Annotated in this window: 25 protein-coding genes and 1 pseudogene; all 26 read right to left on the bottom strand. The window is 32.8% G+C overall.

The features are described 5' to 3' along the window. Window positions 1–1,137: a DegT/DnrJ/EryC1/StrS family aminotransferase gene (locus ES677_RS04805; protein WP_148380593.1), complete on the bottom strand. Its 1,137-nt coding sequence runs from the start codon at window positions 1,135–1,137 to the stop codon at window positions 1–3. Continuing rightward, a complete protein-coding gene (locus ES677_RS04800) occupies window positions 1,134–1,706 on the bottom strand; it encodes a sugar transferase (protein ID WP_148380592.1) in 573 nt (190 codons plus the stop codon). The genes ES677_RS04805 and ES677_RS04800 overlap by 4 nt, the downstream gene beginning before the upstream one ends. 26 nt (window positions 1,707–1,732) lie before the next feature. Beyond that, window positions 1,733–3,085, bottom strand: a complete 1,353-nt coding sequence (locus tag ES677_RS04795) for an undecaprenyl-phosphate glucose phosphotransferase (protein ID WP_148369885.1) — start codon at window positions 3,083–3,085, stop codon at window positions 1,733–1,735. Window positions 3,086–3,466: 381 nt separating this feature from the next. Beyond that, complete coding sequence (locus ES677_RS04790; protein WP_148380591.1) at window positions 3,467–4,207, bottom strand: WecB/TagA/CpsF family glycosyltransferase; 741 nt, start codon at window positions 4,205–4,207, stop codon at window positions 3,467–3,469. Further along, complete coding sequence (locus ES677_RS04785; protein ID WP_148380590.1) at window positions 4,185–5,327, bottom strand: hypothetical protein; 1,143 nt, start codon at window positions 5,325–5,327, stop codon at window positions 4,185–4,187. The genes ES677_RS04790 and ES677_RS04785 overlap by 23 nt, the downstream gene beginning before the upstream one ends. A 10-nt stretch (window positions 5,328–5,337) precedes the next feature. Then, on the bottom strand, window positions 5,338–6,321 hold the full coding sequence (locus tag ES677_RS04780) for a polysaccharide deacetylase family protein (protein WP_148380589.1): 984 nt from the start codon (window positions 6,319–6,321) through the stop codon (window positions 5,338–5,340). Window positions 6,322–6,324: 3 nt separating this feature from the next. Then, a complete protein-coding gene (locus ES677_RS04775; protein ID WP_148380588.1) occupies window positions 6,325–7,167 on the bottom strand; it encodes a sulfotransferase in 843 nt (280 codons plus the stop codon). Continuing rightward, a complete protein-coding gene (locus tag ES677_RS04770) occupies window positions 7,164–8,375 on the bottom strand; it encodes an O-antigen ligase family protein (protein ID WP_148380587.1) in 1,212 nt (403 codons plus the stop codon). The genes ES677_RS04775 and ES677_RS04770 overlap by 4 nt, the downstream gene beginning before the upstream one ends. Before the next feature lie 15 nt (window positions 8,376–8,390). After that, window positions 8,391–10,262 (bottom strand): alginate lyase family protein, encoded by a 1,872-nt coding sequence (locus ES677_RS04765; protein ID WP_148380586.1) that lies wholly within the window; start codon window positions 10,260–10,262, stop codon window positions 8,391–8,393. Between the two features lie 31 nt (window positions 10,263–10,293). Continuing rightward, the gene (locus ES677_RS04760; protein WP_148380585.1) at window positions 10,294–11,142 is read right to left on the bottom strand and encodes a hypothetical protein; all 849 of its coding nucleotides are present in this window, start codon (window positions 11,140–11,142) and stop codon (window positions 10,294–10,296) included. Window positions 11,143–11,164: 22 nt separating this feature from the next. Beyond that, a pseudogene (locus tag ES677_RS04755) lies at window positions 11,165–11,683 on the bottom strand (MBOAT family O-acyltransferase); the annotation flags it as partial. Window position 11,684: 1 nt separating this feature from the next. Continuing rightward, the gene (locus ES677_RS04750) at window positions 11,685–12,914 is read right to left on the bottom strand and encodes a phenylacetate--CoA ligase family protein (protein WP_148380583.1); all 1,230 of its coding nucleotides are present in this window, start codon (window positions 12,912–12,914) and stop codon (window positions 11,685–11,687) included. A gap of 39 nt (window positions 12,915–12,953) precedes the next feature. Further along, entirely contained in the window at window positions 12,954–13,709 is a 756-nt protein-coding gene (locus tag ES677_RS04745; protein ID WP_394349289.1) for a glycosyltransferase family 4 protein, read from the bottom strand. Window positions 13,710–14,023: 314 nt separating this feature from the next. Beyond that, window positions 14,024–15,244, bottom strand: coding sequence for an O-antigen polymerase (locus ES677_RS04740; RefSeq protein WP_148380581.1), 1,221 nt, complete (start codon window positions 15,242–15,244; stop codon window positions 14,024–14,026). Between the two features lie 10 nt (window positions 15,245–15,254). Next, window positions 15,255–16,541, bottom strand: coding sequence for a flippase (locus ES677_RS04735; protein WP_148380580.1), 1,287 nt, complete (start codon window positions 16,539–16,541; stop codon window positions 15,255–15,257). A gap of 3 nt (window positions 16,542–16,544) precedes the next feature. Further along, window positions 16,545–17,297: a 3'(2'),5'-bisphosphate nucleotidase CysQ gene (gene cysQ, locus ES677_RS04730; RefSeq protein ID WP_148380579.1), complete on the bottom strand. Its 753-nt coding sequence runs from the start codon at window positions 17,295–17,297 to the stop codon at window positions 16,545–16,547. Between the two features lie 11 nt (window positions 17,298–17,308). Further along, window positions 17,309–18,562, bottom strand: a complete 1,254-nt coding sequence (locus tag ES677_RS04725) for a sulfate adenylyltransferase subunit 1 (RefSeq protein WP_148380578.1) — start codon at window positions 18,560–18,562, stop codon at window positions 17,309–17,311. A 53-nt stretch (window positions 18,563–18,615) separates the two neighbouring features. Further along, complete coding sequence (gene cysD, locus ES677_RS04720; protein ID WP_148380577.1) at window positions 18,616–19,521, bottom strand: sulfate adenylyltransferase subunit CysD; 906 nt, start codon at window positions 19,519–19,521, stop codon at window positions 18,616–18,618. Next, window positions 19,518–20,117 (bottom strand): adenylyl-sulfate kinase, encoded by a 600-nt coding sequence (gene cysC / locus ES677_RS04715; protein WP_148380576.1) that lies wholly within the window; start codon window positions 20,115–20,117, stop codon window positions 19,518–19,520. Before cysC ends, cysD begins: the two co-directional genes overlap by 4 nt. A gap of 7 nt (window positions 20,118–20,124) precedes the next feature. Further along, window positions 20,125–20,568 (bottom strand): DUF2061 domain-containing protein, encoded by a 444-nt coding sequence (locus tag ES677_RS04710; RefSeq protein WP_246124372.1) that lies wholly within the window; start codon window positions 20,566–20,568, stop codon window positions 20,125–20,127. A 33-nt stretch (window positions 20,569–20,601) separates the two neighbouring features. Beyond that, the gene (locus tag ES677_RS04705) at window positions 20,602–21,075 is read right to left on the bottom strand and encodes a hypothetical protein (protein WP_148380575.1); all 474 of its coding nucleotides are present in this window, start codon (window positions 21,073–21,075) and stop codon (window positions 20,602–20,604) included. Window positions 21,076–21,088: 13 nt separating this feature from the next. Beyond that, window positions 21,089–22,303 carry a UDP-N-acetyl-D-mannosamine dehydrogenase gene (wecC, locus tag ES677_RS04700; protein WP_148380574.1) on the bottom strand — a complete coding sequence of 405 codons (1,215 nt, stop codon included), beginning with the start codon at window positions 22,301–22,303 and terminating at the stop codon, window positions 21,089–21,091. A 2-nt stretch (window positions 22,304–22,305) separates the two neighbouring features. Then, window positions 22,306–23,430, bottom strand: a complete 1,125-nt coding sequence (wecB, locus tag ES677_RS04695; RefSeq protein WP_148380573.1) for a non-hydrolyzing UDP-N-acetylglucosamine 2-epimerase — start codon at window positions 23,428–23,430, stop codon at window positions 22,306–22,308. A 509-nt stretch (window positions 23,431–23,939) separates the two neighbouring features. After that, window positions 23,940–24,782 (bottom strand): dTDP-4-dehydrorhamnose reductase, encoded by an 843-nt coding sequence (gene rfbD, locus ES677_RS04690; protein WP_148380572.1) that lies wholly within the window; start codon window positions 24,780–24,782, stop codon window positions 23,940–23,942. Next, entirely contained in the window at window positions 24,779–25,324 is a 546-nt protein-coding gene (gene rfbC, locus ES677_RS04685; protein WP_148380571.1) for a dTDP-4-dehydrorhamnose 3,5-epimerase, read from the bottom strand. The genes rfbD and rfbC overlap by 4 nt, the downstream gene beginning before the upstream one ends. Window positions 25,325–25,336: 12 nt before the next feature. Continuing rightward, a complete protein-coding gene (gene rfbA / locus ES677_RS04680) occupies window positions 25,337–26,200 on the bottom strand; it encodes a glucose-1-phosphate thymidylyltransferase RfbA (protein WP_148380570.1) in 864 nt (287 codons plus the stop codon). Window positions 26,201–26,219: the final 19 nt, after the last annotated feature.

Raw genomic sequence — 26,219 nt, 5'->3', positions numbered from 1 at the left:
TTATTTCCTTTTTAGAAATTCAGATAACACTTCTGCGATGCGTAATCGGTCGCTTGGGGTTAAATTTGATCCCGAAGGTAAACAAACACCGCGATTAAACAAGTCTTCGCAAACGGAACCGCCGTAATAGGCGTTTGTTTTAAAAACAGGCTGTAAATGTAACGGTTTCCATAGTAGTCGCGCTTCAATAGAGTGTTTTGCTAAATGATCTATAAGAGCTGTAGGACTAAAACTAGCGGATGAGTTGATTAGAATGCAGCTTAACCAATAATTAGACTGATATTTTTGATCGGGAGATGTGAATACACTGATATCTTTGCTTCCGCTGAAGAATTCTTGGTAAAACCGATGATTGGCCTGCCGTTGTGCTATACGCGTCTCTAATACCTCCATTTGCCCTTTTCCTATGGCAGCACACACATTACTGAGTCGGTAATTAAAACCAATATGCTGATGCTCGTAATGCGCTGCCGGTTCTTTCGCTTGCGTCGCATAGAAAAGCGTGCGCTCTTGGAGTGCTTTAGTACGACTTACCAAGGCGCCACCGCCGGACGTGGTTATAATTTTATTCCCATTAAATGAAAAGATTGAAAACTGGCCAAAAGTGCCACATTTCCGCTTTTTATAAGTTGATCCCAGTGCTTCGGCGGCATCTTCAATTACAGGTATATCGTAAGCTGAGGCGACTTTCAAAAGGGCTTCTATTTTGGCTGGCATTCCATAGAGATCCACAAATATAATCGCTTTCGGTTTTTTGTTTTGTTGGATTCTGTCTTTAATTGCAGCTTCTAAAACCACCGGACACATATTCCAAGTCCCTGGTTCGCTATCAATAAAAACGGGGATTGCCCCTAGATACGTTATGGGATTCGCCGTCGCACAAAAAGTGAAACTTTGGCAAATTACCTCATCGCCAATCGTTACGTCTAATAATTTTAAGGCTAGGTGAATTGCCGCCGTCCCCGAAGAGAGCGCCGTTGAAAAGCTTGAAGCATTTAAATACACGTCTATCGCTGATTCGAACTCAGAAAGCTGCGGCCCCACTGGCGCTATCCAGTTATCCGTAAAGGCTTGTTTTACATACTGTTCTTCGGAGGTGCCTAAATGGGGAGCGGAGAGCCAAATTTTAGAAATCATAGCTTAAAAAAGGTGTTTACAAGGTAATATATATCTTTTCTAAAACTGAGCTCGTGTACATATTTTATATTTAATTCGATTTTTTTAGGCCAGATTACCGTCGCGTTATACTGCCTTGGATCTTGTTGTTTTGCTAAAAGCGCTTCTTCGTTTCTAAAATAGACTGTTGCGGGCCCAGTAATTCCTGGGCGAACATTAAGAATAATTTCTTCTTCGCCTATTAACTCATCAGCAAAACCAGGAACATCAGGTCGCGGCCCTACACAGCTCATCTCTCCAATAATTATATTTAATAGTTGCGGCAGCTCGTCTAATTTCGAGCGTCTTAAAAACGCACCAATCTTAGAGATTTCTCCGTTATTTTGTACCGTTTTAATTTTAAAGATGGTAAATTTCAATTTAAAACGTCCTACTCGGGTTTGTTTAAAAACACCATAAGATTTGGTGTCTATACTCGCTATTATAATGAGTACTACAATACACCACCATAAAATAACCAACAATAGGGTAGCACTAAATACATCAGCGACTCTTTTAATGTGTTTGTACGATTGTAGTTCGTTTGGCATTTTAACAATAGACTATAAACTGTATTTTAATACGCCTTTTCTTCTCCTCGAATCGCGTTAATGGCGGTCTGTAGTATAATTTTTATATCCATTAACAACGACCAGTTTTCGACATAAAAAATATCGAAACGTACCCGATTAATAATGTCTTTATCCGTTTCTATTTCCCCTCTAAACCCACTTACTTGTGCCAGCCCTGTAATTCCCGGTTTCACCAGATGGCGCACCATAAACTTATCCACTTTTTTAGAGTACATATTGGTATGGCTTATCATGTGCGGTCTTGGGCCTGCAACAGACATATGGCCGAGAAATACATTAAAAAACTGGGGCAACTCGTCTATACTCGTTTTTCGAATAAACTTACCCACTTTAGTAATTCGCACATCATTTTTTATGGCTTGTTCAACATTGGCATTCTTATTTACCGTCATAGAACGGAACTTATAACAACCAAAATGGGAGTGACTAAACCCACTTCTAGATTGTTTAAAAAATACAGGCCCTTTAGACTCTAATTTAATTAGAATAGCAATGATTGGTGTTAACCACGATAATAAAAACACAATAACTAAAGTTGAAAAAATAATATCGAAAACACGTTTAATAATTAAATTCAAGGGTTCATCTAAAGGAATTTCGCGTAATGATAACACCGGAATGAAATCGTAGTACTCGTATTTCAATTTTTTTGAAAACACTTCTTTATTATCAGGAATAAATTTGAGTTCTCTTAAATTATTGTCCGCAAAATTAATTAATTTATTAATCTGATTGTTCGTTAATTCTGATACTGAAAAGTAAATTTTATCAATTTTATGTTCTAAAATATAGCTGAAACACGATTCTAGAGAAAACGCTTCAGATCGCGTATTAAATTGTTTACTTACTTCGTATCCAAAATCCGATTGCTCCTTAAAGATTTTTAAAAGTTGATTCATTTTACTATTCTTACCAATAACAACGACATAGCGAATGTTACCTTTAAAAATAGCACGGTATTTTAATAAGAGTAGATAGGTTGTAATTTTAAAAGCGAACACTAAACCGAAGCAAGTTAGAAAGTACAACGCTAAATAAGAACGACTAATCTCCGGCTGTTTAAAAAAACCAATAAAAGCGTATAGTATTACGGCGTAAAAGCCCATCTGTATGCATACCAGACGTGTTAGGCGAAACAATCGAGTATGTCTTTGAATATTATAAAATCCGGTTTTTAGAGCAATTAATAACCAGAAAAAAACACTATATAGAATAAAGATATAAAGATTTGTAATACTAAGCGGAAACAAAAAGATAGTCCCTATTATAATTGCAATATCAATACTACATGCTAGCGGCTTAATTAATCCTGAAAATCGATGCTGTCTGTACTTCACTTATTCGTTGGGGATTATAAAGTCCCATTTTTAGGATTAGTAGTTATAAAATCTCTATTTTTAAGTTGAGCGTAAATGCTATAGCACTAATTTTAACCGAGTTAAAACGCAGTACGTTTTAGCCCCACGTTATATATACGCTCTAAAACGTTCGTGGACCATTTTTAACAAAAAAAACGTATTGTATTATATGCTAAGATTTTGGTTAAGGGACTTATTTTATAACGATTTAACTCAGATTAACGCCTTTAGCGAGACAAAGATAATAAACTATTCATAAAATTAAGATTATTTTAACACTGCAAATCGATTTTAAAATGTTTTCGACGTCTCATTACTATAACCCCTCAAAGTAAAAATACTCAAAATCTTCCGAAAAAATTATTTAATTTTCCGTTTCTCGTTAAGCACCAAACCAATAAACTTGCTATTTCCTACTAAATAGCGTTTCCACATTCTTTGTGGCTCTTGAGAGAATCTGTAAAACCATTCCAAACCAGAATTTTGCATCCATTCTGGTGCGCGTTTCACCTTACCAGAAACGACATCAAAACTGCCACCAACGCCCATAATAAAGTTCACGTTTTTTAGCAATGCCTTATTGTCGTATAAAAAATTCTCCTTGGTTGGTGAGCTAATAGCTACAAATAACATATTAGCACCGCTATTCGCTATTTCTCTAGCAATATCTTGCTCCTCTTCCTTTTTAAAATACCCATTTCTATAGCCCGCAATAATATCTGGAGAATAGGTTTTAGAATAGTTATCTACTACCGCTTTAACAACGGCCTCTTTTGCACCGAAGAAAAACACTTTATACTTTTTTTGATGTGCTAATGCAACTAAGTTAACCATAAGATCAATACCCGCTACGCGTTCTTTTAACGGTTTCCCTAGTATTTTTGAAGCCCACACAACAGCTTGCCCATCGGCATTAATTAAATCGCTTTCATTAACGCTTTGGCGTAATTGCAAATCGGATTGCATCGCTACAATTTTCCCCGCATTAACCACGACGTGATGTAGCTGCTCACCTTTGCTTATAGTATGGTCTACAATAGCCAAGGTTTCTTGCATTGATACATTGTGAATGTGCGTATTAAGTATGTTGATTTTGTTCATTGTACTTGAGGTATTCTCTTAAAACAACTAAATATATAGCTATTGAAGGATAACTGAAAAAATTACCAGCCAAAAGTACGATAATGAACAATACCGAGAGTAATACAGCATTATAAATTTCAAGTTTAACGACCAGAAAGGCTTTAAAAAACACGTAATAATATAATAAACCTCCTATACTTCCGAAAAAATAAAAAATATCTATAAATTCAATTTGAGATTTTGTGGCTAAGTCTGAGACTCCCCCAAACATATAATTAAACGTCGTCCAGTGTTCCTGAATGTAAGGTATAGTCCGTTCAATTAATAATTCGTTTCTATAGGACATTACCGATGAAACTAATCCATCTTTCAGGCGGATCTCGTTAAAAATACCGAACTTAAAGAAAAACACATAAGCTGTAAGCGCTCCTAAAACAATGACACCAGCTGCGATTATCTTATTATTTATTCTAGTATATTTCCAAATGTAAACGCCCAAAAAACAGCCCAAAAATAGATACCCCACTTTCGTCCCTAAACAAAACATCGAACCGATAATAATTAAATTGGGAATCTTTTTAAACACAGTAGCCTTATACTTCGCTATTAAGTAAATTAATGTAAGGCTATACACATAAGAGCTCGTAGCTGAAGTAACAAACAAACCGTTAAAACCAAATCGAGAACCTAAATACGTATTAAAAATTTTAATATCGAAAAGTAAACCGCTAAAAACGAATAACGCATTGCAAAGCATAATATATTCAAAAATCACAAATAACTTTTCTCTTTGTTTTATGGAGAGTGTGTAACTATTGAAAAATAGTAACAGAATAACAGGGTATACTAATTTAGAAAAAGCAATTACGGCCTCTTTATAAGCACCGCTATCTAAGGCAAATTGTCCCAAGACAAAAGTTAAGCAAAGCAGTCCTAATAGCCTTAGTGACTTAGGCTGCTGTATTAAAAGATAAAGACCTACACCTAATAATAAAACTCCTTTAGTGACTTGCAATATCCCTGGTGTCTCTCCTGTAGAGAATAAAACAATTTTAAAAAAAGCCTCTGTGATGAATAATAGAAGCAGTGATAACACAGCAAAATTGGAATGCAGATATTTAATACAGCTTAATCTCATTTACTAATTTCTAAAACTCACTAAATATTTTAACAGCATTGTTTCTTCTCAATTTATCTCTCATAAATAGATCAAATTTATTTAGGGAAAAATTAGTAAAAGCTTTTGGGTGACCAATAATAACGAAGTTTTGCTTGTTATCTTTAGAGTACATTTTATAAGCTTTATTTAATAAAGATGCTTTATAACCATCCATTGATACTACTGAGTGAGAGGGTTTTGTTAACAATCTCTTTATCTGTAGATTTGAGGTAGGTGAAGCGCTTCCATCTCCGTAAGGTTTATGTTTTTCTAAACCTATTTTTTTTATAACTGCAAATTTCCAAAAAAACAATGGAAACACTTTTGTGCTAGCTATAGGGATTTCTAAAAAAGGTCCTTTTTCATCCTCAACACAAGGGTCATTAGAAAATCTCCAATGGTCTAAATCTTTGGCACTCTCAAAATCAAACCACTGTGTTTGTGTCGTATTTTTACCGTTATAAAACACTGTACTATCAATTTTTAAATCACATTCTATAAATGCGTTTTTAAGCTTTTCAAATGGTTGAATACACCAACCACCTGCTCTATACGTATTTATTTTCTTACTTATAATTTCTTCTAAAATATTTTTGTACCTGAAAAAAATATCTAAAATCCCGCTCTCTGAAAAGGCATCTAATCTATATCTCTTGAGGTCAAAATTCCAACCGTTTTCATCATATGTAGTATCTTCCCAGTGTGGATGGATATGCAACTGTATGTCATGCCCGTTATCAGAAAGTTCTTTTATTTGATTACTAACCAAATTAAAATCTTTTTCCAAATTAGGATGTTTTTCTTTGAATTCTTTTAACTTTATCAAATAACCTGAATCAACAAAAAACACACACTTAAAATTATATTTATTTGCTATTTCAATTAACTTATTTGTAGGTTCTATAATACATTTCTCAGGAGTTCCCGAATTCCCGAAAAACAACTCATAATCTAAAGTTACAAAAATATTCATCTTCTAAGCTTTATATTTATTCAATATCATTAATGGAAAAGTTAAGAAATAGTACAATAATTGTTTATTCCTCGGTATTGTTTTTTTCCAATTCAAATCTTTTTTAATTATAATTTGTTTATTGGATTTCATCCGGTTACCTCCAATAATATGGGGCATATCGAATTCATTATCTAGTTGTACCGATGCCTCTTCATTAATTGTGTTTTTTAAAATATAATCTAAAGCTTTTTCTGGATTGTCAACGAAATCTTCATATTTTAATTTAATTACATCTTTGTCTAGCCAACAGACTAATTGTGCAAATAAATTTATTAAAGTATAATATATAATAGTAGCAATTGGTGACTTAGTCGTTTGCACTTGTTTACCAAAAGAATTAATAACACCACGTACATCCCTGATTACATAAATACCTTTAATTTTAATTTTTTTTGATCTTTTTAATAGCAAATAGCGTGCAACATACTTAGAAGAATCTAATAACCAAGGAGTTTCTGTATTCTTTTTTAAACACTCAAAAATTGGAGTTTGGGTATTTAAGTACTCTTGATCTTCTTTCTTTTTGAAAAGTAATGCAGGTATATTTCGATGCCCCTCCTTTATTTTAACAAGTTTTCTATTATGTGAAATTTCAACCGGTTTTAAATCTAAACACGTATATGTTTCACACCAAAACTTGCATTTGTTTAAAGGTTTTTCACAAGAACATTTTTTATCATCCTCTAAATACTCATAAAATTGATGCATTTCTCCTATGGTAGTAATACTAGCATTGCTATTTAAAACTGTTGCTATTAAGGTTGTACCACTTCGCCCTGCTCCTAATAAATAAATTAAGTTCACGTAATTTTACTTTTTAAATCATATATTATTAAACCCAGTATTAAGCTAAAATATTTAATTCCGAGTTCTCTTTCTAAAACACTCTCTGTCATACAAGCCATTAAAAATAGCATTAGCAAAGCTAGCATAAAATAATTCTTATTTTCTAAACTTGTTTTAATAAAAAAATATAAAACGAATAAAAAAATGATGAGTCCCAAAACACCAAATGTGCTTAAGTATTCGAAAAATTGATTATGAGCATTTAACTTCTTTTCATACGCCAATTTATATCCATGAATTTTATACTGCTCTTGCCTTAATAAATCGTCATTACCTATGCCCGGACCAACAATTGGGTTATTCAAAAACACTTCCCAAGAAGCGTCTAGTCTAGATATCCGTTTGTCGCCAATTTCATCATTATTAAGATTTAACATCTTAAAATATTTCCTCTTCAAATAATCACTTTCTTGATTTAGAACAAAACCAGAAAAAGGAACAACAAACAATAAAGGTAATATTAAGTACTTCCAATTTCTGCTATATAATAAAAAACCCGCAAAAAATATGAACAACGTTATAATTGTGTTTCTCGCAACAAGATGAAATGTAAATACGGTAAACAACGAAATAAGGAAAATAGCAAGATATTTAATTCGTTTATTTGTTTTTCGATAAACATATTCCTTAAATAAAAACAAAATACTCGTTAAGAGTAAAAAACCTAAATAAGGAGGATGAATATCTATTATCCTAGTTAAATATTCGTTACTCCTTTTCCATCCTAATAAATTTGAAATAGGCTCATTATTCATTAAAACTGCTGTAATAGCATTATACCAGCAGATAGTAACTGCAATAAGGCACCCCATAACCAAAGAGTTGAATACTAGAAAAGCTACTTTACCTCTATATATAACGCTTAAAACTAAAAACGAAAAAGGCAATGCTAAAAGAGGCAATGCCCTTACTGTCTCATTTATTCCCTTGTCGAGATCTGAAGCATAACTTATTCCAACAAGTTTTATTAAAAAGAGTCCTGATGAAATTAAAAGTAAGACTATGTTAGATTTTGAAAAAAATTTTAGTTTATATTTAGCGGCTATAAAAATTGAGAAAATAGCTATAGCTATTATAAACCAAGTATTTACATGTTCAATTAAAGGTAATGTTGAAGAAAAACCAATTAAAAGGAAACGTAAAAAAAGTTCTTCATTTTTATGCATCTACCGTATACTGATTTAATCGTTATATATTAAAGTTGTTTGCAAATGTAACTCATTTATAAATTGATAGGTAAAAAACAAAGATGTTGTACTTTGTTTTTTATTAAAGTTATTAGAACACCAACCTAGTGGCATTTCTTTATCTCCTTTTAGTAATCTAGCTTTCTTAAATTCCTTGTTGATTATTTTTACCGAAGTGTTTCTTGACTTAAGTATTACAGTCTCTTTTTTTAAGTCTACATTGACATCTGGGTGAAAATGCAAATAAAATTGAATTGCTTTACTATCATTATCGTTAGATGCAAAGTTATCTGTGACTATAATTTCTTTTTTAATTTTATTAAATTCAATTCTTCTAGAGTGCATGACTCCGTCCCTTAAAAAGGCATTTGTTTGGGCTTCACAAAAAGAAAAAGCTTCTGAAAAAGAGTTATCCATCACTCTTGTTTCAGGGCAATCAATCCAACTCATACGCCCATTATTAACGGCATGATTTTTATTGTTAACCGAAATAGTATTGTGCGCTTTTACGCTTCTAAAGTAATCTCTCCAAGACAAATATTTGGTATGGTATTGATACGTTCCTGAGTCTATTAGAAAAGGAATATCATTAACACTTAAATTAAAATGAAAAACATCAGAATGACCATGAGCAGCAGAAATATGATCTCCCATAATGCCACAATCAAACGAAAGCTTTGTTTTAGTATTATGATCGTACATAAAACTATAACCAGAAGACTCAAATAGTATATCCTCTTGTTTCTTATTGCCTAGTGTATTTACAAACTGCCTTCCAAATATTAGGTAATTTCTAAAATCGACATTTCGAATTGTTTTATAATCTGTATTAAACAAGTAATTACTAGAACCTAATTGAGAATTATATAGTGAAAATTTATTATCAAAATAAGGATTTACGACATAGCCTCCGTCGTCATCCCCAAATACGGTCTCGATATTATAGTACTCAACGTGTTCTGTAAAATTAAATAAGCTTTTTGATTTTTCTAAAATCTCTTTTGGGATACTATTCCCTGCTTGTTTTAAAAACTCAATACTAATTATAATTTGATCTGTTACCTCTGCATGATAGCGTGTGCATAACTCCATATGCACGCCATCTGGATTTACTTGCCGATCTACTTGCTTAAAAAACAAGGCTTTCCATTTAGCCGTTTCTTTTTTGTTTACTTGAAAATATGATGCTATTACATTAAGCCCCATTAACTCAGCCATTAAATGATTATTAGCAGAGGAGTACAAAGACAAATGATTCTTTAAATACAAATAATTAAAATGAAGCTGGCTTGTAATTTCAGTTTCAAGTGCATTACTTAAGCTATTAAATTGTTTTAAAATAATATGTGTATACACCAAATTCACACTACGTATACCAACCTCTATTCCAGAGGTCCAGTGTATCGAGTTTAAAAATGGATTCTGCTTATTCCATTTTGTAACTATTTGTTCTATATTATATAAATAGTCTTCTTTTACAGAGACGTCTGAAACTGCTTTAAAGGCTATAAAAGGTAAGAACTCAAAACGAGACAACTCCGCAACAAACTTAACATCTCCATTAGTTTCAAAATCTTGACGCTTTATATTACCATAGTAATTTTTAGGAGACGTTATCTTATTTAAAACATCTTCTCTCCAGTTCGTAAGTTTAAAGACATCTACTGCCTGCGTAAAAACATTAAATTGAGTTGAGAATGCTGTCTCTTTAAAACAATCGTTTAAATCGTTTACGTTATATTTTACCGCTTTAAAGCTTAAGTTTAAGGATAGCTTTCTTGGCACCTCTATTTCTTGAAAACGCCCTTTAATATGAGTTTGCATTAATTGAGGTATCCTAAAGTATAAAATTTCTTTTATACCCATAAGTTTTAACCGATTATAGTACCACTTTAGTTTATTCAATTTTAATATTTTTACCTGAATTCTTCATAATAAACTCACCTGATCCAGTTTCTAAAACCAAAAAAACAGAATATGCTCCTTTTTCTAACAATCTCGCTGGCATAATGAATGTAAAGTTTGAATTCTTAGCAGATAAACCAAACTTTTTTTCGTTGCCAACAGACTCTCTATTATATACCTGGCCGTCCACACTAAAGTAAATAAAATCATCATCTTTTTTTAATATTATATGTTTCTTGGACTCTTTTGTAAATGGAAAATCTGTATTAAACAACCAACCTTTAATTTCTAATTCTGAGTTAATCGAAACCGTAATTTCTTTTTTACTCTTAAATTTTTTATTATTAATTATATTTATTCCTCCTTTGAGATTAGCGTTGTCTACATTGAGGTTGAGGTTATAAATCAAATCCTCAACTGTTTTTACCGTCATAACAGAGTCTGTTTTTAATGAATAATTTATATTTACATAGTTTGCAAGAATATTAGAGGCAACTATTTGTCCTTTATAATTTAAATGCTGATTAAAGCCTAAATTTTCATTTTTTATGTAATCATTACTGTAAATCATTTGATGATTATTCATGTCTAAAAATCTAACATTTTTATTACTAATAGATAATTGATTTAAATACTTATTAATATTATTAAAATCATCAATTTTGCTATTATAATATGTGTTATACATCGGTAAAGTTAGAAATAATAGCTCAAAATTATGTTTTTTGGATAATTTTATAATTTTATCGATATAAACTTTTTGATCATCACTAATAGAAAGAACCTTATCAAAACTCCCTTCTTTAAATTGTTTTGAAACTTCATCACTTAAAAAGCTCAACGATATCTTATAATCTTTATATCGCCCTTTCAATTGGTCCTGCTACCAGCTGAGGAAAGAAAGATACAAACGCAAAAAAAGCTAAGGCATTTTTAGTAGGTTCTAGTTGCTTTCTATAAATATCAATGGTATAGCTAAGCGTTTGAAATGTGTAAAAACTTATGCCAACTGGCAAAATTATGTTTAGAGTAGTGGGCTCTAATTCTTTTCCAAAAAGACTAAAGCTTTGAATAAACGAATCAATAAAAAAGTTAGCATATTTAAAATATGCTAAAAAGCCTAGGTTTACTAATAAGCCAATACCCAATAAGCTCTTTCGCTTCTTTTTATCTTCGGTTTTAAAAATATATTGACCAATAACAAAATCTACTAAAGAACTGAAGGCTATTAATAATAAAAATCTCCAATCCCACCAACCGTAAAACAGATAGCTGACTATAATTATAAAAAGATTTCTTAAAGTGATTTTTGAAGCTACTAACCAATACAAAATAAAAACTATTAGAAAAAAAATCGCAAAATCGAGTGAATTAAAAAGCATACTATTTATTTAAATGACTTACAATTAATTTATACTTATTTTTTGAAGTTTTAATAATATTTTCTTCCCTAACCCTGTTAATTGATAACTTTACTGTGCTGTTCAAACGTTGTTGAATCTCTTTTATTAAAAAAATTTCGTCTTTGTCCAAGAATTTGTCGTTAACAACTATATTTACAATTAACTCTTCTATGGTATATTGAATAATTTGAGAAACTAATATATTAGGAACTTGTTTAAAAGCTAGAGACATAGCGGCACTTCCTATTTGAAGACCATCTTTAGTAATAATGCAATCGTCTACCCTACCCCCAATTTGCTTAACTTTATTGTTTCTGTTAACCTCTATAATATCGTTAACTTGATATCTAATTAATGGAAACTCTCTATTAATTAAGTTTGTGGTAAAAATCTCCCCTTCGCTAATAAACTCATTTACTGAATACAGTTTAGGAAAAATATACTCTCCCCTATGAGTCTTCTGGACTAATGATATTGTACGTTCTGCATTCCCATATCTATCAAAAATTTTAGTGTCTAGTGTTTTTTCAATCTTATCTTGTTGATGTGGGTATAGTGTTTCTGATGAAGTAAAAGCTAATGGTATATCAACTTTAAGATTATGCCTCAAAAACACATTCGATAAAGCCTCTAGTGAACTGGGGTAAGCTAAAATTGTTTTTGGCTTAAATAAATTTATCTTTTCAAAATACCATTTTGCATTTTCAGGTTTTATATGATAACTAGATAAATACAAAGTATTGTTGAATTTGTCAAAATATTCTTTCTCTTTTCCATTTAAAGCGCCTCGTAACGAAATTACTCTGTCTCCATAAAAATGGCCAGCATTATTTCTAAATACCTCATTATAACTCGCTTCATTTAAAACACAGTTTAAACTATAATAAACTTTTAGGGGAGACCCCGTAGTACCGCTAGTATAAGAGGTATGTTTTATAAATTTATTGCCTGTATAAATATCATTAACATTATCTTTTATTAACTCTTTAGTTATGATAGGTAGATTTACTAAATCTTCCTTATTTTGAATTTGATTTAAATTAACACCATAGCTATTATATAAGTTTTTATAAAATAAAGATTTACCATAAGCATTTTTAATATGCTTTATTAACAATTCATTTTTTAGTTCCTCCTCTTCATCTATAGTCAATATTTGATATTCCTTTATTTGGCGTAATCTCTTTTTAAAGAATAGACCGTATTTCATCGAGTTATTTATAAAATCCTTAAAAACCATAAGCTGCACTTAAATTTCGTTGTAAATAATTTCTAATTGTTTCATAACTTCTTCAGGAAAAAAAGGTGTAATTCTCATATAAGAATTAGCACCGTGATTAACTATTTTATTTGGATTATCAACATAGAATTTGATTGCTTCAAAAATCTGTTCTTTGTTTCCTGGTTCTATCATTATTCCATTCACTTTATCTTCTAATATTTGTGGTATTCCACCCACATTAGTAGAGATAAGAGGCATTGCATAGCTCATCGCCTCCAGTAAGGAAATGGGTAAACCCTCGTTATAGGATGGTAAAATAATAACATCATTTGATTTATATAATAAATCTTTTTTATCTCCAGTTACCCATCCAACATAATTAACAATATCCTCTAATTCAAATTCTTTTATTTTTAGTTTCAATAAACTTGTTTCTCCATTGCCACCAATATTAATATTTACTAAACCTAACAATTCATTTTTATGTATTTTCAATACTTCTAACAAATCAAAAACGCCTTTTCTTTGCCCTATTTTTCCCAAGAAAAGAATACTAATAATTGGGTTTATTTGTTTTTTAAAAACCTCTCTTTTTTCTACAATATTATTGACTACATATATTTTCTCCTTATTGAAGGTTTTAAAGTAATAATCTTTCCATTCTTCGGATAACACTATTAAGGCGTCACTCATTTCAATTATGTGCTCTATTCTTTTTCTAACAAATAAAGAAGCATTTTTATAAAACAAATGATACTCGGCACCGTGAATATGGTAAATCATCTTTTTTTTAAAAATCGTTTTAGAAATTAAAATGTAAAAATACTTTCTATAAAAGCTTCCTCTTGAAGCGCCATGGATATGAATTATTTTTAGTTTTGGATTAAAAAGCAGATAAAAGCAGTAATAAAAGAGAGAAAAAGGAAGAAATAGAAAGTTTAATATTGTGTTTTGAAAAAAAGCAGATGGATAAAAATTAAAGTTAATTCCCACTTTTTGACTATACAATTCCAAAACACTAGCTATTCCTCCTTTCCTTCGTTTGAAATTTGGAGCTACGTACAGCACCTGATTAAATACATTATTTTTTCTATTCATTACCATCTTATAATTAAAGCGATGAAACTTACTATTAGTGTTAGTAAAAAGAACACTCTAATAAGTTGAATTAATTGATTGTTTAATTTTCTATTTGCTTTTGGATTAAATATAAATACCGCTACGATTATAAAATAAACTAATTTAGGATCTACGGGGAAGTTTCCTGCTCTTACACTCCACAGTAAGTTGAAGAAAAAAGCGGTATAAATAACGATATAAAAAGGGGAATTGAGATTTCTAAAACGTTCGTAAAAAAATCTAGAAATGTAACCTATAATCAGAGGAAAAATTAAACTATAATAACCAAAATCCATAAAGTAGCTAAACGGTATAGCCGCAGATTGTGCTGTTCTCGATTTTGTGTAATTTTTTTGCAAATAAGATGCCCCGTGATCTTTATAATTAGGTATAAATAAAGACAGATAAATACCTAACGTGTATTTCCCGTTTAGTTTTTCGCCATCTAACTTATCCACTATATAGGCCCCAAATTTTTGCGAACCTGTTAAATCCCCGTGTACTACCCAAGCTGCGACTTCTGCAGTTGACATTTCACCCGACAAATTTAAGTGATTCTTTCCCCCGTGTCGCAGTATTTGCACCCAACCGATTAAGAATAATACTAAAACCCCTGTAAACAAAACTCTCTTAAACGTTTTTAAACTGACTTGATAGTAGTTAAGATAGATAACTAAAGCGCCTACAATGGTGAAAACTATTAATGCTCTTTCAGCAAAGAGTATATTTAAAAGAATAGATATAAAAAACTGAATTAGGTATAAATTATTTTTTCGTATTACGTAGAAATAATAGGCAATTATACCTAAAAATGACAACGCTTTTGTAGGAAAATCGACGAATCCGCCTAACTGTGACAGTTTAATACGCAAAAATCTGTTATCACTAATTATAGGAATACCAGAGATGTAAATAAATTTCAATATGAAAAACAATAAAGACACTAGGTAAATTAAGTGAAATATGTTTATTGTTGATAGACTAACTTTTTTGTACTCTACGACAGTAACTTTTTTGGCCGAATAGTACCCTATAAAATAGAATAGAATATACAGAACGTATAGACCCAAATAACTAGCAGTATAGCCTAGCATATCGCCTCGCCACCCTAATCCATTAGGAATAAAAGCAAGAAGGCTTACTATTATAAAAAATAATATGTAAGCATGCGGGTGTGCTATGTATTTAATCCATTTCATTTCCTACCACTTAAAATTTCACCCAAGTTCTTATATTCAATCTTTTTCTTATATAATACGCACCTAAAACATTCCATAACATCATACCTGCAGCACTTGCCAATGCAACACCTTCCATTTTAAAAAACCGTACTAATACTAAACTTAAAACAATATTAAAAATTAAGGACATTGTTATAATTTTTTGCAATTTTTTTTGATGTCCAGTCATTTGAAAAATTGGACCAACGGGACCCGTAATTACATTTGTTAATTGAGCAAAAAGCAATATTCTTAAAACGGTTTTTCCTGCCACATATTCTTCACCGAAGAAACTTAAAATAAACTCGGGAAAACAAAATATAACCGTAAAAATTGGAAAACCACAATAAACCATCATTTTCGAGGAAAAAGCCACGGTCTCTTTTAACTCCTCAGACTTATTATTATGATAATATGCGGCAATTTTTGGTGTTGCTATAGTTGCAATAGCATTATACGTAAAAGAAACTACCGTAGCCAACTTAATTGCTGTGCTATACACACCTATTTGCTCTTCTGAGGCATAAAAACCCAAAATAAATACATCGCTCCACCCCATAATCATAACAATAGCAGAAGACACCATCATTGGATAGGATTCCAGGAACATAAATTTAAAAGAAAATCTCTCATTAATCTTTCTAGGCTTTCCTTTAAGTATTTTAAATATGTGAATCATTATTACAAATGAAACCATAAATAAGCCTATTAAGTAAGCCAAAATTGGAGCCTCTATAATGTAAATAGAACCATATAAGAATATAAGAATGATGATAAAAGGAAATAAGAACTTAGCAAAATGGAAATACATTCCAAACGTATTCGTTTTTTTTTCACCCTTAAAATAGCTACCACTAACATCTAATATGGCTAAGAAAGGAATGGCTAAAGCAGCTAATTTAATACTATTCTCTACATCAGGTTTATTGTACATTAAAGCTATAGAAGGTGCTAAAAAATATAAAACAAATCCAATAAGTACAGAATTAAATATAGTTAATTGTAAAGATTTAATATATAAATTTTTTTTTACTTCTATCTCTAAAGTACTAGCAATCCACTTTACCAAAGATGTTTCCATACCCAATTTGGAAATCATAGCTCCTATTGATAAAAATAAAAACGCTATTGCAAAAACACCTTGAACTCTAGCTCCGTATTTGTTAGCTACAATTAAAGTAAACAAAAACCCGAAGCCATAACCAAGAACTCTAATAGAAAAAACTTTGAGTCCTTTATCTAAAATTTCTTTTTTATTGGTATTTATATTTCTCATTAACTATTTAGCGATAAAAAAGGGGTTTAATAAATTTTCTTTATTATACCTTAGAGGAAATTTTGTTGTTGGCTCGAAAACGTCCTTACCTAAAGCTTTTAAAATAGCATGAGCTGCAGCTGTATCCCACTCCATAGTTGGTGCAAATCTAGGGTATATGTCTGCCCTGCCTTCTGCTAACATCATGAATTTAAGAGAACTACCCATAGAAATAATTTCCACTTCGTTAAATGTATTAATAAAGTTTTCTGTATCTACATTTAAATGTGATCGTGAGGCGACAATCCTTGTTTTTCCAATTTTATTTTTACTATTAGTTAATTTGCTTGTACCGTTTTCAGAAATTAAGTGTGCTCCATAACCCTCACCCCCATAGTATAGCTTATCTAAAACGGGAGCGAATACAACTCCAAATATGGGGTTACCATTTTCAATTAGTGCAATATTAACAGTGAACTCTCCGTTTTGTTTAATAAACTCTTTTGTTCCATCTAAAGGGTCGACCATCCAAAACAAATTCCAATCTTTTCTATTATTAAAAGGTATTTTAGCTCCTTCCTCTGATAAAATTGGATAGGGGGTTTGTTTTAAATACGATTCAATTATATTATGAGCTATATTATCTGCTCTTGTAATAGGGCTTTCATCACCCTTTATTGCAATATTAAAATCGTTGGAATAATAAACGTCTAAAATAGCCTCTCCAGCTTCTCTAGTAGCTTTGAGAATTAATTCTAAGTGTTCAGTATAATTCATAAAATGTAGATTTAAACAATCATTCCTGCCGCAACAGTTTCATTTGTTGTGTCATCCACGAGAACAAAGCTACCTGTTGTTCTATTTTCTCTATACGAATCTACCATTAAGGGCTTCGTAGTTCGTATTTTCACCTTAGAAATGTCATTCATTTTAAGCGGATTGTCGTCTGTAACTCTACCTAATGTTTTTATATCAATTTTATAAACCACTTCTTTTATCATTGCCTTTTGACTGTTAGAAGTATGACGAATACTGTATTTTGTTCTTGGATTTGCTGGATCATTATTTAACCAACACAACATAACTTCAATATCTTGCGATGCTTGCGGTTTATTATTAGAACGCACAATCATATCGCCACGACTCACATCGATATCGTCTTCTAAGGTTATGGACACAGACATCGGTGCAAACGCTTCCGCTAGCGATCCATTTAAAGTGTCTATTGTTTTTATTTTTGACGTAAACCCGGAAGGCATTACTGTAATTTCATCTCCTGTTCTTAACACCCCACTAGCGATTCTTCCTGCATATCCCCTATAGTCTCTGTGCGTATCATTTTGTGGCCTCAATACTGTTTGTACAGGAAACCTTGCATCAACTTTATTAATATCACTACTAATATGCATTGTCTCTAAAGTATGCAACATTGGAGCTGATTGATACCATACCATATTTTTAGATTTATTAACGACATTGTCCCCTAAAAGCGCACTCATTGGAATGTAGCGCACATCTTTAACCAGAAGCTTAGATGCAACTTCTTCAAATTGAGCAACAATCGTATTAAAAACGTCTTCAGAAAACTCTACCAAATCCATCTTGTTTACACAAACAATAACGTGTGGTATGCGTAAAAGAGAAGCAATAAACGCATGCCGTTTGGTTTGCTCTATAACCCCGTGTCTTGCATCTATTAAAATAGTTGCTACATTTGCGGTCGAAGCACCCGTAATCATATTTCTAGTATATTGAATATGCCCTGGAGTATCTGCGATAATAAACTTACGCTTAGGAGTTGTAAAATATCTGTAAGCGACATCTATAGTAATACCTTGCTCTCTTTCGTCTCTTAAACCATCTGTAAACAAGGCTAAATCTACGCCTGCGTGTCCTTTCTTTTTACTTGTATTCTCAATGGCCTCTAATTGGTCTTCAAAAATAGACTTTGAATCGTACAATAAACGTCCTATTAATGTGCTTTTACCGTCGTCTACGCTTCCCGCTGTTGTAAAACGTAATAATTGATTGTTATCTAACATGAAACTATATATATAAACCTGAACAAAGTTTAGGATAATGTATTAAAAATTGATTAAAAATAACCTTGACGCTTACGGTCTTCCATAGCCGATTCTGAACGTTTGTCATCACTTCTGTTACCTCTTTCGGTTTGGCGCATTCCTGCAACCTCATCGGCGATTTTCTCTAAAGTGTCGGCATCAGATTCTATACCACCAGTTATAGTAATATCTCCTAATGTTCTAAATCGGATCTTCTTGGTCACCACTTCTTCGTGATCTTCTAATATTAAAAATTCGGAATTCGGAATCCAAGAACCTTGTCTCCAAACCACTTCCCTTTTATGTGCAAAATATAATGATGGAATTGCAATATTTTCTCTTTTAATATAATTCCAAACATCCATTTCTGTCCAGTTACTAATGGGGAAAGCTCTAAAATGCTCACCTTCAAAATGGTTTCCATTAAAGATATTCCAAAGTTCTGGACGTTGGTTTTTAGGGTCCCATTGTCCGAAATCATCTCTATGAGAAAAAAAACGTTCTTTAGCTCGTGCTTTTTCTTCATCTCGACGGGCACCACCAATAGCACAATCTATCTTATTAGTCTCTATAGCATCAAGTAGTGTAGTAATCTGTAAGGCGTTACGCGTAGCATTTTTACCTTTCTCTTCTGCCACACGACCATCATTTATAGATTCTTGAACCGACCCTACAATAAGTTTAGCTCCCAAATCTGCAATAATATCATCTCTAAATTCAATAGTTTCAGGAAAGTTATGCCCAGTATCTACATGCAGTAATGGAAAAGGTATTTTTGCAGGATAGAAAGCTTTCTTAGCTAAATGTGTTACTAAAATAGAATCTTTTCCTCCGGAAAATAGTATCACAGGATTTTCAAATTGAGCCCACACTTCTCGTAAAACATAGATTGCCTCGCTCTCTAATTCATCTAAATAATTTAAATAATACTTACTCATTGCTTATTTAATAATTTTGGTGTAATATATTGAACGATTTTTTGAACGATTTTTTCAATCGATTCATCTTCCGTTTGCACTTCTATATCAGGGTTCTCCGGTGCATCATAAGGCGCCGAAATCCCAGTCATATTTTTAATTTCTCCTCGTCTAGCTTTCTTATACAATCCTTTGACATCTCTTTTTTCGCATTCTTCTATACTAGCATTAACATAAACCTCAACAAAGTTAACATCTTTAACGACACTTCTAATGTTATCCCTATCTTTTTTATATGGAGACACAAACGCCGCTAAGACTACTATACCCGCATCTATCATTAAATTTGAAACTTCTGCAATTCTTCTAATATTTTGTGTTCTATCTTCAGGAGAAAAACTTAAATCACTATTAATACCGTTTCTAATATTATCTCCATCTAAAATATATGTTTTAACTCCTTTTTTATAAAGCTCTTGTTCAACTCCATTTGCAATTGTTGACTTTCCTGATCCCGACAAACCCGTAAACCAAACTAAAAACGAATTATGCTTATTTAGAAGTTGTCGATCTATTTTCTTTAAGCCAAAACTATGAGGTTTTATATTTTTTTCCATGATTTCTTTATTCTCTGCTATTTAATCCATAATTGAGCTTATACCAAATGCGTTCATGAAAATAATATAACCCCATTTTGGTAACTACCTCCGCCAATCCAATTTTTAAACCAGTTAATGGATCTCCTGTTATCAACCAAGCTAATAACATCGTATCCATTGTACCTATGACTCTCCAAGTTATAGTTTTAGCAAAGTGACGTTTCCTACTTTCCAATCTAACCCTTTCTTTAGACAGGTTTATTTTGAACCAAACTCTTTCATGAAGATAATATAAACTCATTTTGGTAACTACCTCCGCGAACCCAATTTTTAAACCGATAAGTGGATCCCCCGATATTAACCAAGATAAGATAATGGTGTCTATAGTTCCGACTATTCGCCAAGTGATTGTTTTAGCTATGTGTCTGCGATAAGAAACATCTATTGGATTATTTATTTGTTGTTTCAAATTATTTTATTTATCTCAATTCGTCAGTTTATTTTAAAGTCCAATATTTCTAATCACAACTTGATTACCTTCTCTTTTTTTATAAACACCTAAGTTATAAAGAAATATACGTAAGCTTGTTATCTGCTTTATAGGCGTTTTAAATTCTCTTATTATATAATTATGATTGTTAAAAGTCTTTAAAGTAACAGTGGTGTCTAGACTTATATAATTTTTTCCTTTGGGTAATAATTGAAGACTATCACTTTTAATATGCATCCCTAACGTATATGCCTCAACCATTTCAGGTTCAATATTATCATTTAATAATAGAGCCATTTTATATTTGTTATGCCCTAGGTTAAAAAACCCTAATTTTTTAATTTCATAATTACTTACTAACTTTTCATTAATAGGTCTTGAATGCTCTAATTCTTCTAATCCAGTATTAAGATGATGTGTTAACATATCCCTTTCACAAGAAACCAAAACAACCCCTAAAATAAATACCAATAATACGCTCTTCATATTTTTCAATTACCTATTTAAAAACCCCACAAAAATCCAATACCACCTTATCTTCCGCTATTTCTAGCGTTTTAAACTCATCGTGAGCGACTAAAAATGCTATAATATCTGCTTGTTTTGCAGCGTCTTTATACGGTGTTAATTTAAATACTTTGTGGTCTGTTATGTTGGGTTCTACAATATAATACGCTTCGTTATTTGCGTTTTGTAATACTTTTTGCGCGATATATTTGGCCGGAGACTCTCTTAAATCGTCAATATTGGGTTTAAACGCTAAGCCCATTAAGGCGATACTTGGTTTACGGCCGTGTTTTAACTCGAATTCTAATTTAGCTGTTTGCACTTTTTCGGCACACCAAAACGATTTGTAATTATTTATCTCTCTGGCTGTACCAATAATTTTAGACTCCATTGGGTATTCGGCTACAATAAAATAAGGATCTACGGCGATACAATGTCCGCCTACACCACAACCAGGTTGCAAAATATTTACACGGGGGTGTTTATTTGCTAAATCTATTAACTCCCAAACATTAATATCTGCCTTGTCACAAATTAGCGATAGCTCGTTGGCAAAGGCTATTTGTACGTCTCGCGACGCGTTTTCTACCAATTTGCACATTTCTGCGGTACGTGCATTTGTTTTATGTAACGCCCCTTTTATAAACTGCTTATAAAACGCCAATGCTTTTTCGGTCGCTTTTTCGTTTACACCACCAATAACGCGATCGTTATGGACCAACTCATACATTACATTTCCTGGTAATACGCGTTCTGGACAATAGGCGATGTTAATTTTGCCATCTAATTCTGGGCGTTCGGTATAGATTAGCTGCATCATCTTTTCGGTCGTTCCCACTGGAGATGTCGATTCTATAATATATAAATCGTCCTTCTTTAATAAAGGCACTACTGCTCTCGTTGCCGCTTCTACAAAAGAAATATCTGGTTCGTTTTTAGCCTTAAAAGGCGTTGGCACCACTATTAAATAGGTATTTGCTTCAACAGGTGTTGTTGCCGCCCTTAAATAACCTTCTTTTACCGCCTCTGCAACAGCTGTGTCTAGTTCTGGTTCTACAATATGTATTTTACCTTGGTTAATTGTTTCTACAACACTAGGGTTTATATCGACACCGTGTACATAGGTTTTATTTTGAGCTATTAAAGCTGCCGTTGGCAAACCAATATACCCTAAACCAATCATTACAACGCTTGGACGTTTACTCATAATTATAACTTTGAAATAAATTCAACTATTTTCTGACACGACGTTCCATCGCCATACGGATTGTGTAACGTACTCATTTCTGAATACGCTTCCGTATTGTTTAATAAACGGTTCGCTTCTGTTACTATTTTACTTTTATCTGTACCGACTAAGCATACTGTACCGGCTGCTACTGCTTCCGGTCTTTCGGTAGTCTCACGCATTACTAAAACGGGTTTCCCTAAGCTTGGCGCTTCTTCTTGCACGCCGCCACTATCGGTAATAATTAAATACGATTGGCCCATTAACCAAACAAATGCTGGATAGGATAACGGATCGATTAACTGTATATTATGGATCCCCTCTAATAATTCGTATACTGGTTTTTGCACCTTAGGGTTTAAGTGTACGGGATAAATAATTTGCACCGCTTTGTTCTGTAAGGCGATCTCTTTTAGTGTACTACAAATATTTATAAATCCCTGACCGTGATTTTCTCTACGGTGTCCCGTCACTAATACTAACTTTTTAGAACTATCGACGACACTTTTAAGGGCGTCTATTTCGATATCTGAATACGTTTCTGAAGTCACTTTTTCCGCACTAAACTGAAGCGCATCGATTACCGTATTACCGGTTACCAAAATAGCCTCTTCTTTAATGTTTTCGTTTAGTAAATTTTGTTTCGATGTCGCTGTTGGTGAAAAATGATAATCGGCAATAGCACCTGCAATACTTCTATTCACTTCCTCTGGAAACGGAGAACGCTTATTAAAAGTTCTTAATCCTGCTTCTACGTGGCATACTTTGGCTCCAGAGTAAAAGGCTGCAATACTCGCTGCCATTGTAGTTGTCGTATCACCGTGCACATACACATAATCGGGTTTAAACTCCTCAAGTATCGGTTTAAGATTCGTAATAATATCTGCCGTTAAGGAATACAAGTTTTGGTTTGGTGTCATCAAATCTAAATCGTAATCCGGTGTAATCTCAAAAAAAGACAATACCTGATCTAACATTTCTCGATGCTGAGCGGTGATACAGACTCTGGTTTCGAACGTACCGGACTGCTTTAAAAACGCTTTAACTAAAGGCGCCATTTTAATAGCCTCTGGTCGCGTACCAAAAATGATGAGGTTTTTTTTCATTATTAGAACGTAGTAAATTGATTATCTAGCTTGACATATAATTTGCAAAAGTACTATATTAAATGTTAAATACTAAGACTGACCCCGATAATCTTGATTGTATCTTAGTTTCTCTCGGAAGAATAAAGAATTTATAGCCGCTTTTAAAGACTTGTAAACCAGTAGTATATATATCTTACTTAGCCTTGAGATAGCTATGGCTTTAGGCAATACACTTTTTAAGTCAAAAATAATCGTGTTATTTTTTGAGAGTAACTCCCAGTCTAAAGGAAGAAACTCATGATGTTCAATATCAACACAATAGATTGATTGTCAAGATTTTATATTTTGTATTACATCGAGATTGTATTCTTTTTTTACCTCTGAAGCATTTGAACATCCATTCAGAAATAATAATAAAAATTCTTCCTGCTTAAATTGACTGTTATTCTGTCTCAACACAACATTTAAGATTGCATTCTTCTATTTGGCTTCAATATTACCTATACCAATAATAGCGATTATCACCCTTATTTTAAGGTATTAATAACGCGTTCAAGACTCGTTTTCCAATTATGGCAATAGCGCTCCGGGATTTTAGATTTACGCATCACGCTATATTTAGGTCGCTGTGCTTGTGTTTTAAAAGCGTCGACTGGGGTTATATTTGCTGGATTATAGTCTTTAAAATGTGTGGCGATTTCAACGCCAAAATCGAACCACGTGACTTCTCCTTCATTACTAAAATGGTACGTCCCATAGGCTGTATTCTCTGTACGGATATTATGAAGTACAAAGTCTGCCAGGTCTACACAACTTGTAGGTGTACCTACTTCGGCCGTTGTAATTTTTAATTCGGCATGCTCTTCCATTTTTCTAGCCATCGTTTTTAAGAAATTTTTACCAAACTTAGAGTACAACCAAGACGTGCGAATAATAAAATGATTAGATAGCGTTTCTTTTACGTGCTGCTCACCCAGTAATTTTGAGGCGCCGTACACATTAATCGGTGCTGTGCTATCCGTTTCTACATACGGTGACGTTTTAGTACCGTCGAACACGTAGTCAGTGGAGATATGAATTAACGTTGTCTTAAAATCGCGACATACCTCAGCCAAATACTTTGCCCCTTCCGCATTAATTAAAAAAGCAGTCTCCCGATCTGTTTCGGCGTGCTCCACATTAGTATACGCCGCACAGTTAATACAATATTGAAAATTATGCTTGGCAAAAAATGCTTGAAGGTCCTCTTTATTAGTAATGTCTAATGCTTCTTTATCAACAAAAACAAAGGCTTCGTTAGCCTTGTGCTTCGCGTCTTTAAATGTTGAGCCCAACTGACCGTTTCCTCCTGTTACTAAAATATTTTTCATAAAATAGCATTTTCAAATGTTGACAAAATAGCATCTTTTTCAGAAATTATAAGTGCTTTCGAAGGTAATTGCCAATCGATATTTAAAGCCGCATCGTTGTACATTATTCCGCCTTCAGATGCTTTATTGTAATAATTATCGCATTTGTACGAAAATATGGCGGTATCGCTAAGCACGACGAAACCGTGAGCAAAGCCGCGGGGGACAAATAATTGTTTCTTATTGTCTTCTGTTAATTCTACCGAAAAATGCTGCCCGTAGGTTGGGGACTCTTTTCTAATATCAACGGCCACATCCAACACCCGACCTTTAACCACTCTTACCAACTTGGCTTGTGCCCAATTTCCTTTTTGAAAATGTAACCCTCTCAACACCCCTTTTGTAGAATACGACTCGTTGTCTTGAACAAACGTCACCGATTGCCCAATGAGCGCATTAAAGGTCTCTTGATTAAAACTTTCAAAAAAATAACCTCGCGCATCGTTAAAAACGGTTGGCTCTATAATAAAACACTGTTCTAATTGCGTTGGGACTGCTTTCATTACCTTTTAATTTTATTGCTCTAAAATACTTAATAAGTGTTTACCGTAACCACTTTTTATAAGGGGTTCGATAAGCGTTTTTAATTGTTCTTTATTGATATACCCCATTTTGTAAGCCACTTCCTCTAGTGCCCCAATTTTTAAACCTTGACGCTCTTCTATCACTTGTACAAATTGTGAGGCTTGCATTAACGAATTAAAAGTACCGGTATCTAACCAAGCGGTTCCTTTATCTAAAACACTAACGGTAAGTTTGCCTTGCTCTAAATACGCTTTATTAATATCGGTAATTTCCAATTCACCACGGTGACTCGGCTCGATACTTTTGGCAATTTCTATTACGCTATTATCGTAAAAATAGATCCCTGGAACAGCGTAATTAGATTTTGGTTTTGTTGGTTTTTCTTCAATAGAAATCACTTGCCCTTCCGTATTAAATTCGGCCACTCCGTAGCGTTCCGGATCTAAAACATGGTAGGCATAAATGATACCGCCGTCGGGATCGCTATTTGCTTGTAATAGTTTTTCTAGTCCTGTACCGTGAAAAATATTATCGCCTAAAATAAGCGCCACTTTATCGTCACCGATAAAGTCCTCACCTATAATAAACGCTTCGGCTAAACCATTAGGATGTTCTTGTACAGCATATTCAAAACGACAACCGAATTGTGACCCATCGCCTAATAATTTTTTAAACAACGGGACATCTTGCGGTGTCGAAATAATTAAGATTTCTTTTATCCCAGACCACATTAAAGTCGATAAGGGATAATAAATCATTGGTTTATCGTAAATAGGCATTAATTGCTTACTTACCGCCAATGTTAAAGGGTGTAAACGTGTTCCTGAACCGCCTGCTAATACTATACCTTTCATTCTTGAGTGTCTGTGTTAC

It is taken from the genome of Bizionia gelidisalsuginis, from assembly GCF_008086185.1.
Classification (GTDB): domain Bacteria; phylum Bacteroidota; class Bacteroidia; order Flavobacteriales; family Flavobacteriaceae; genus Bizionia; species Bizionia saleffrena.
Note: the sequence above shows the minus strand (reverse complement) of the source record. Positions and strands in the feature narration are given on the sequence as shown.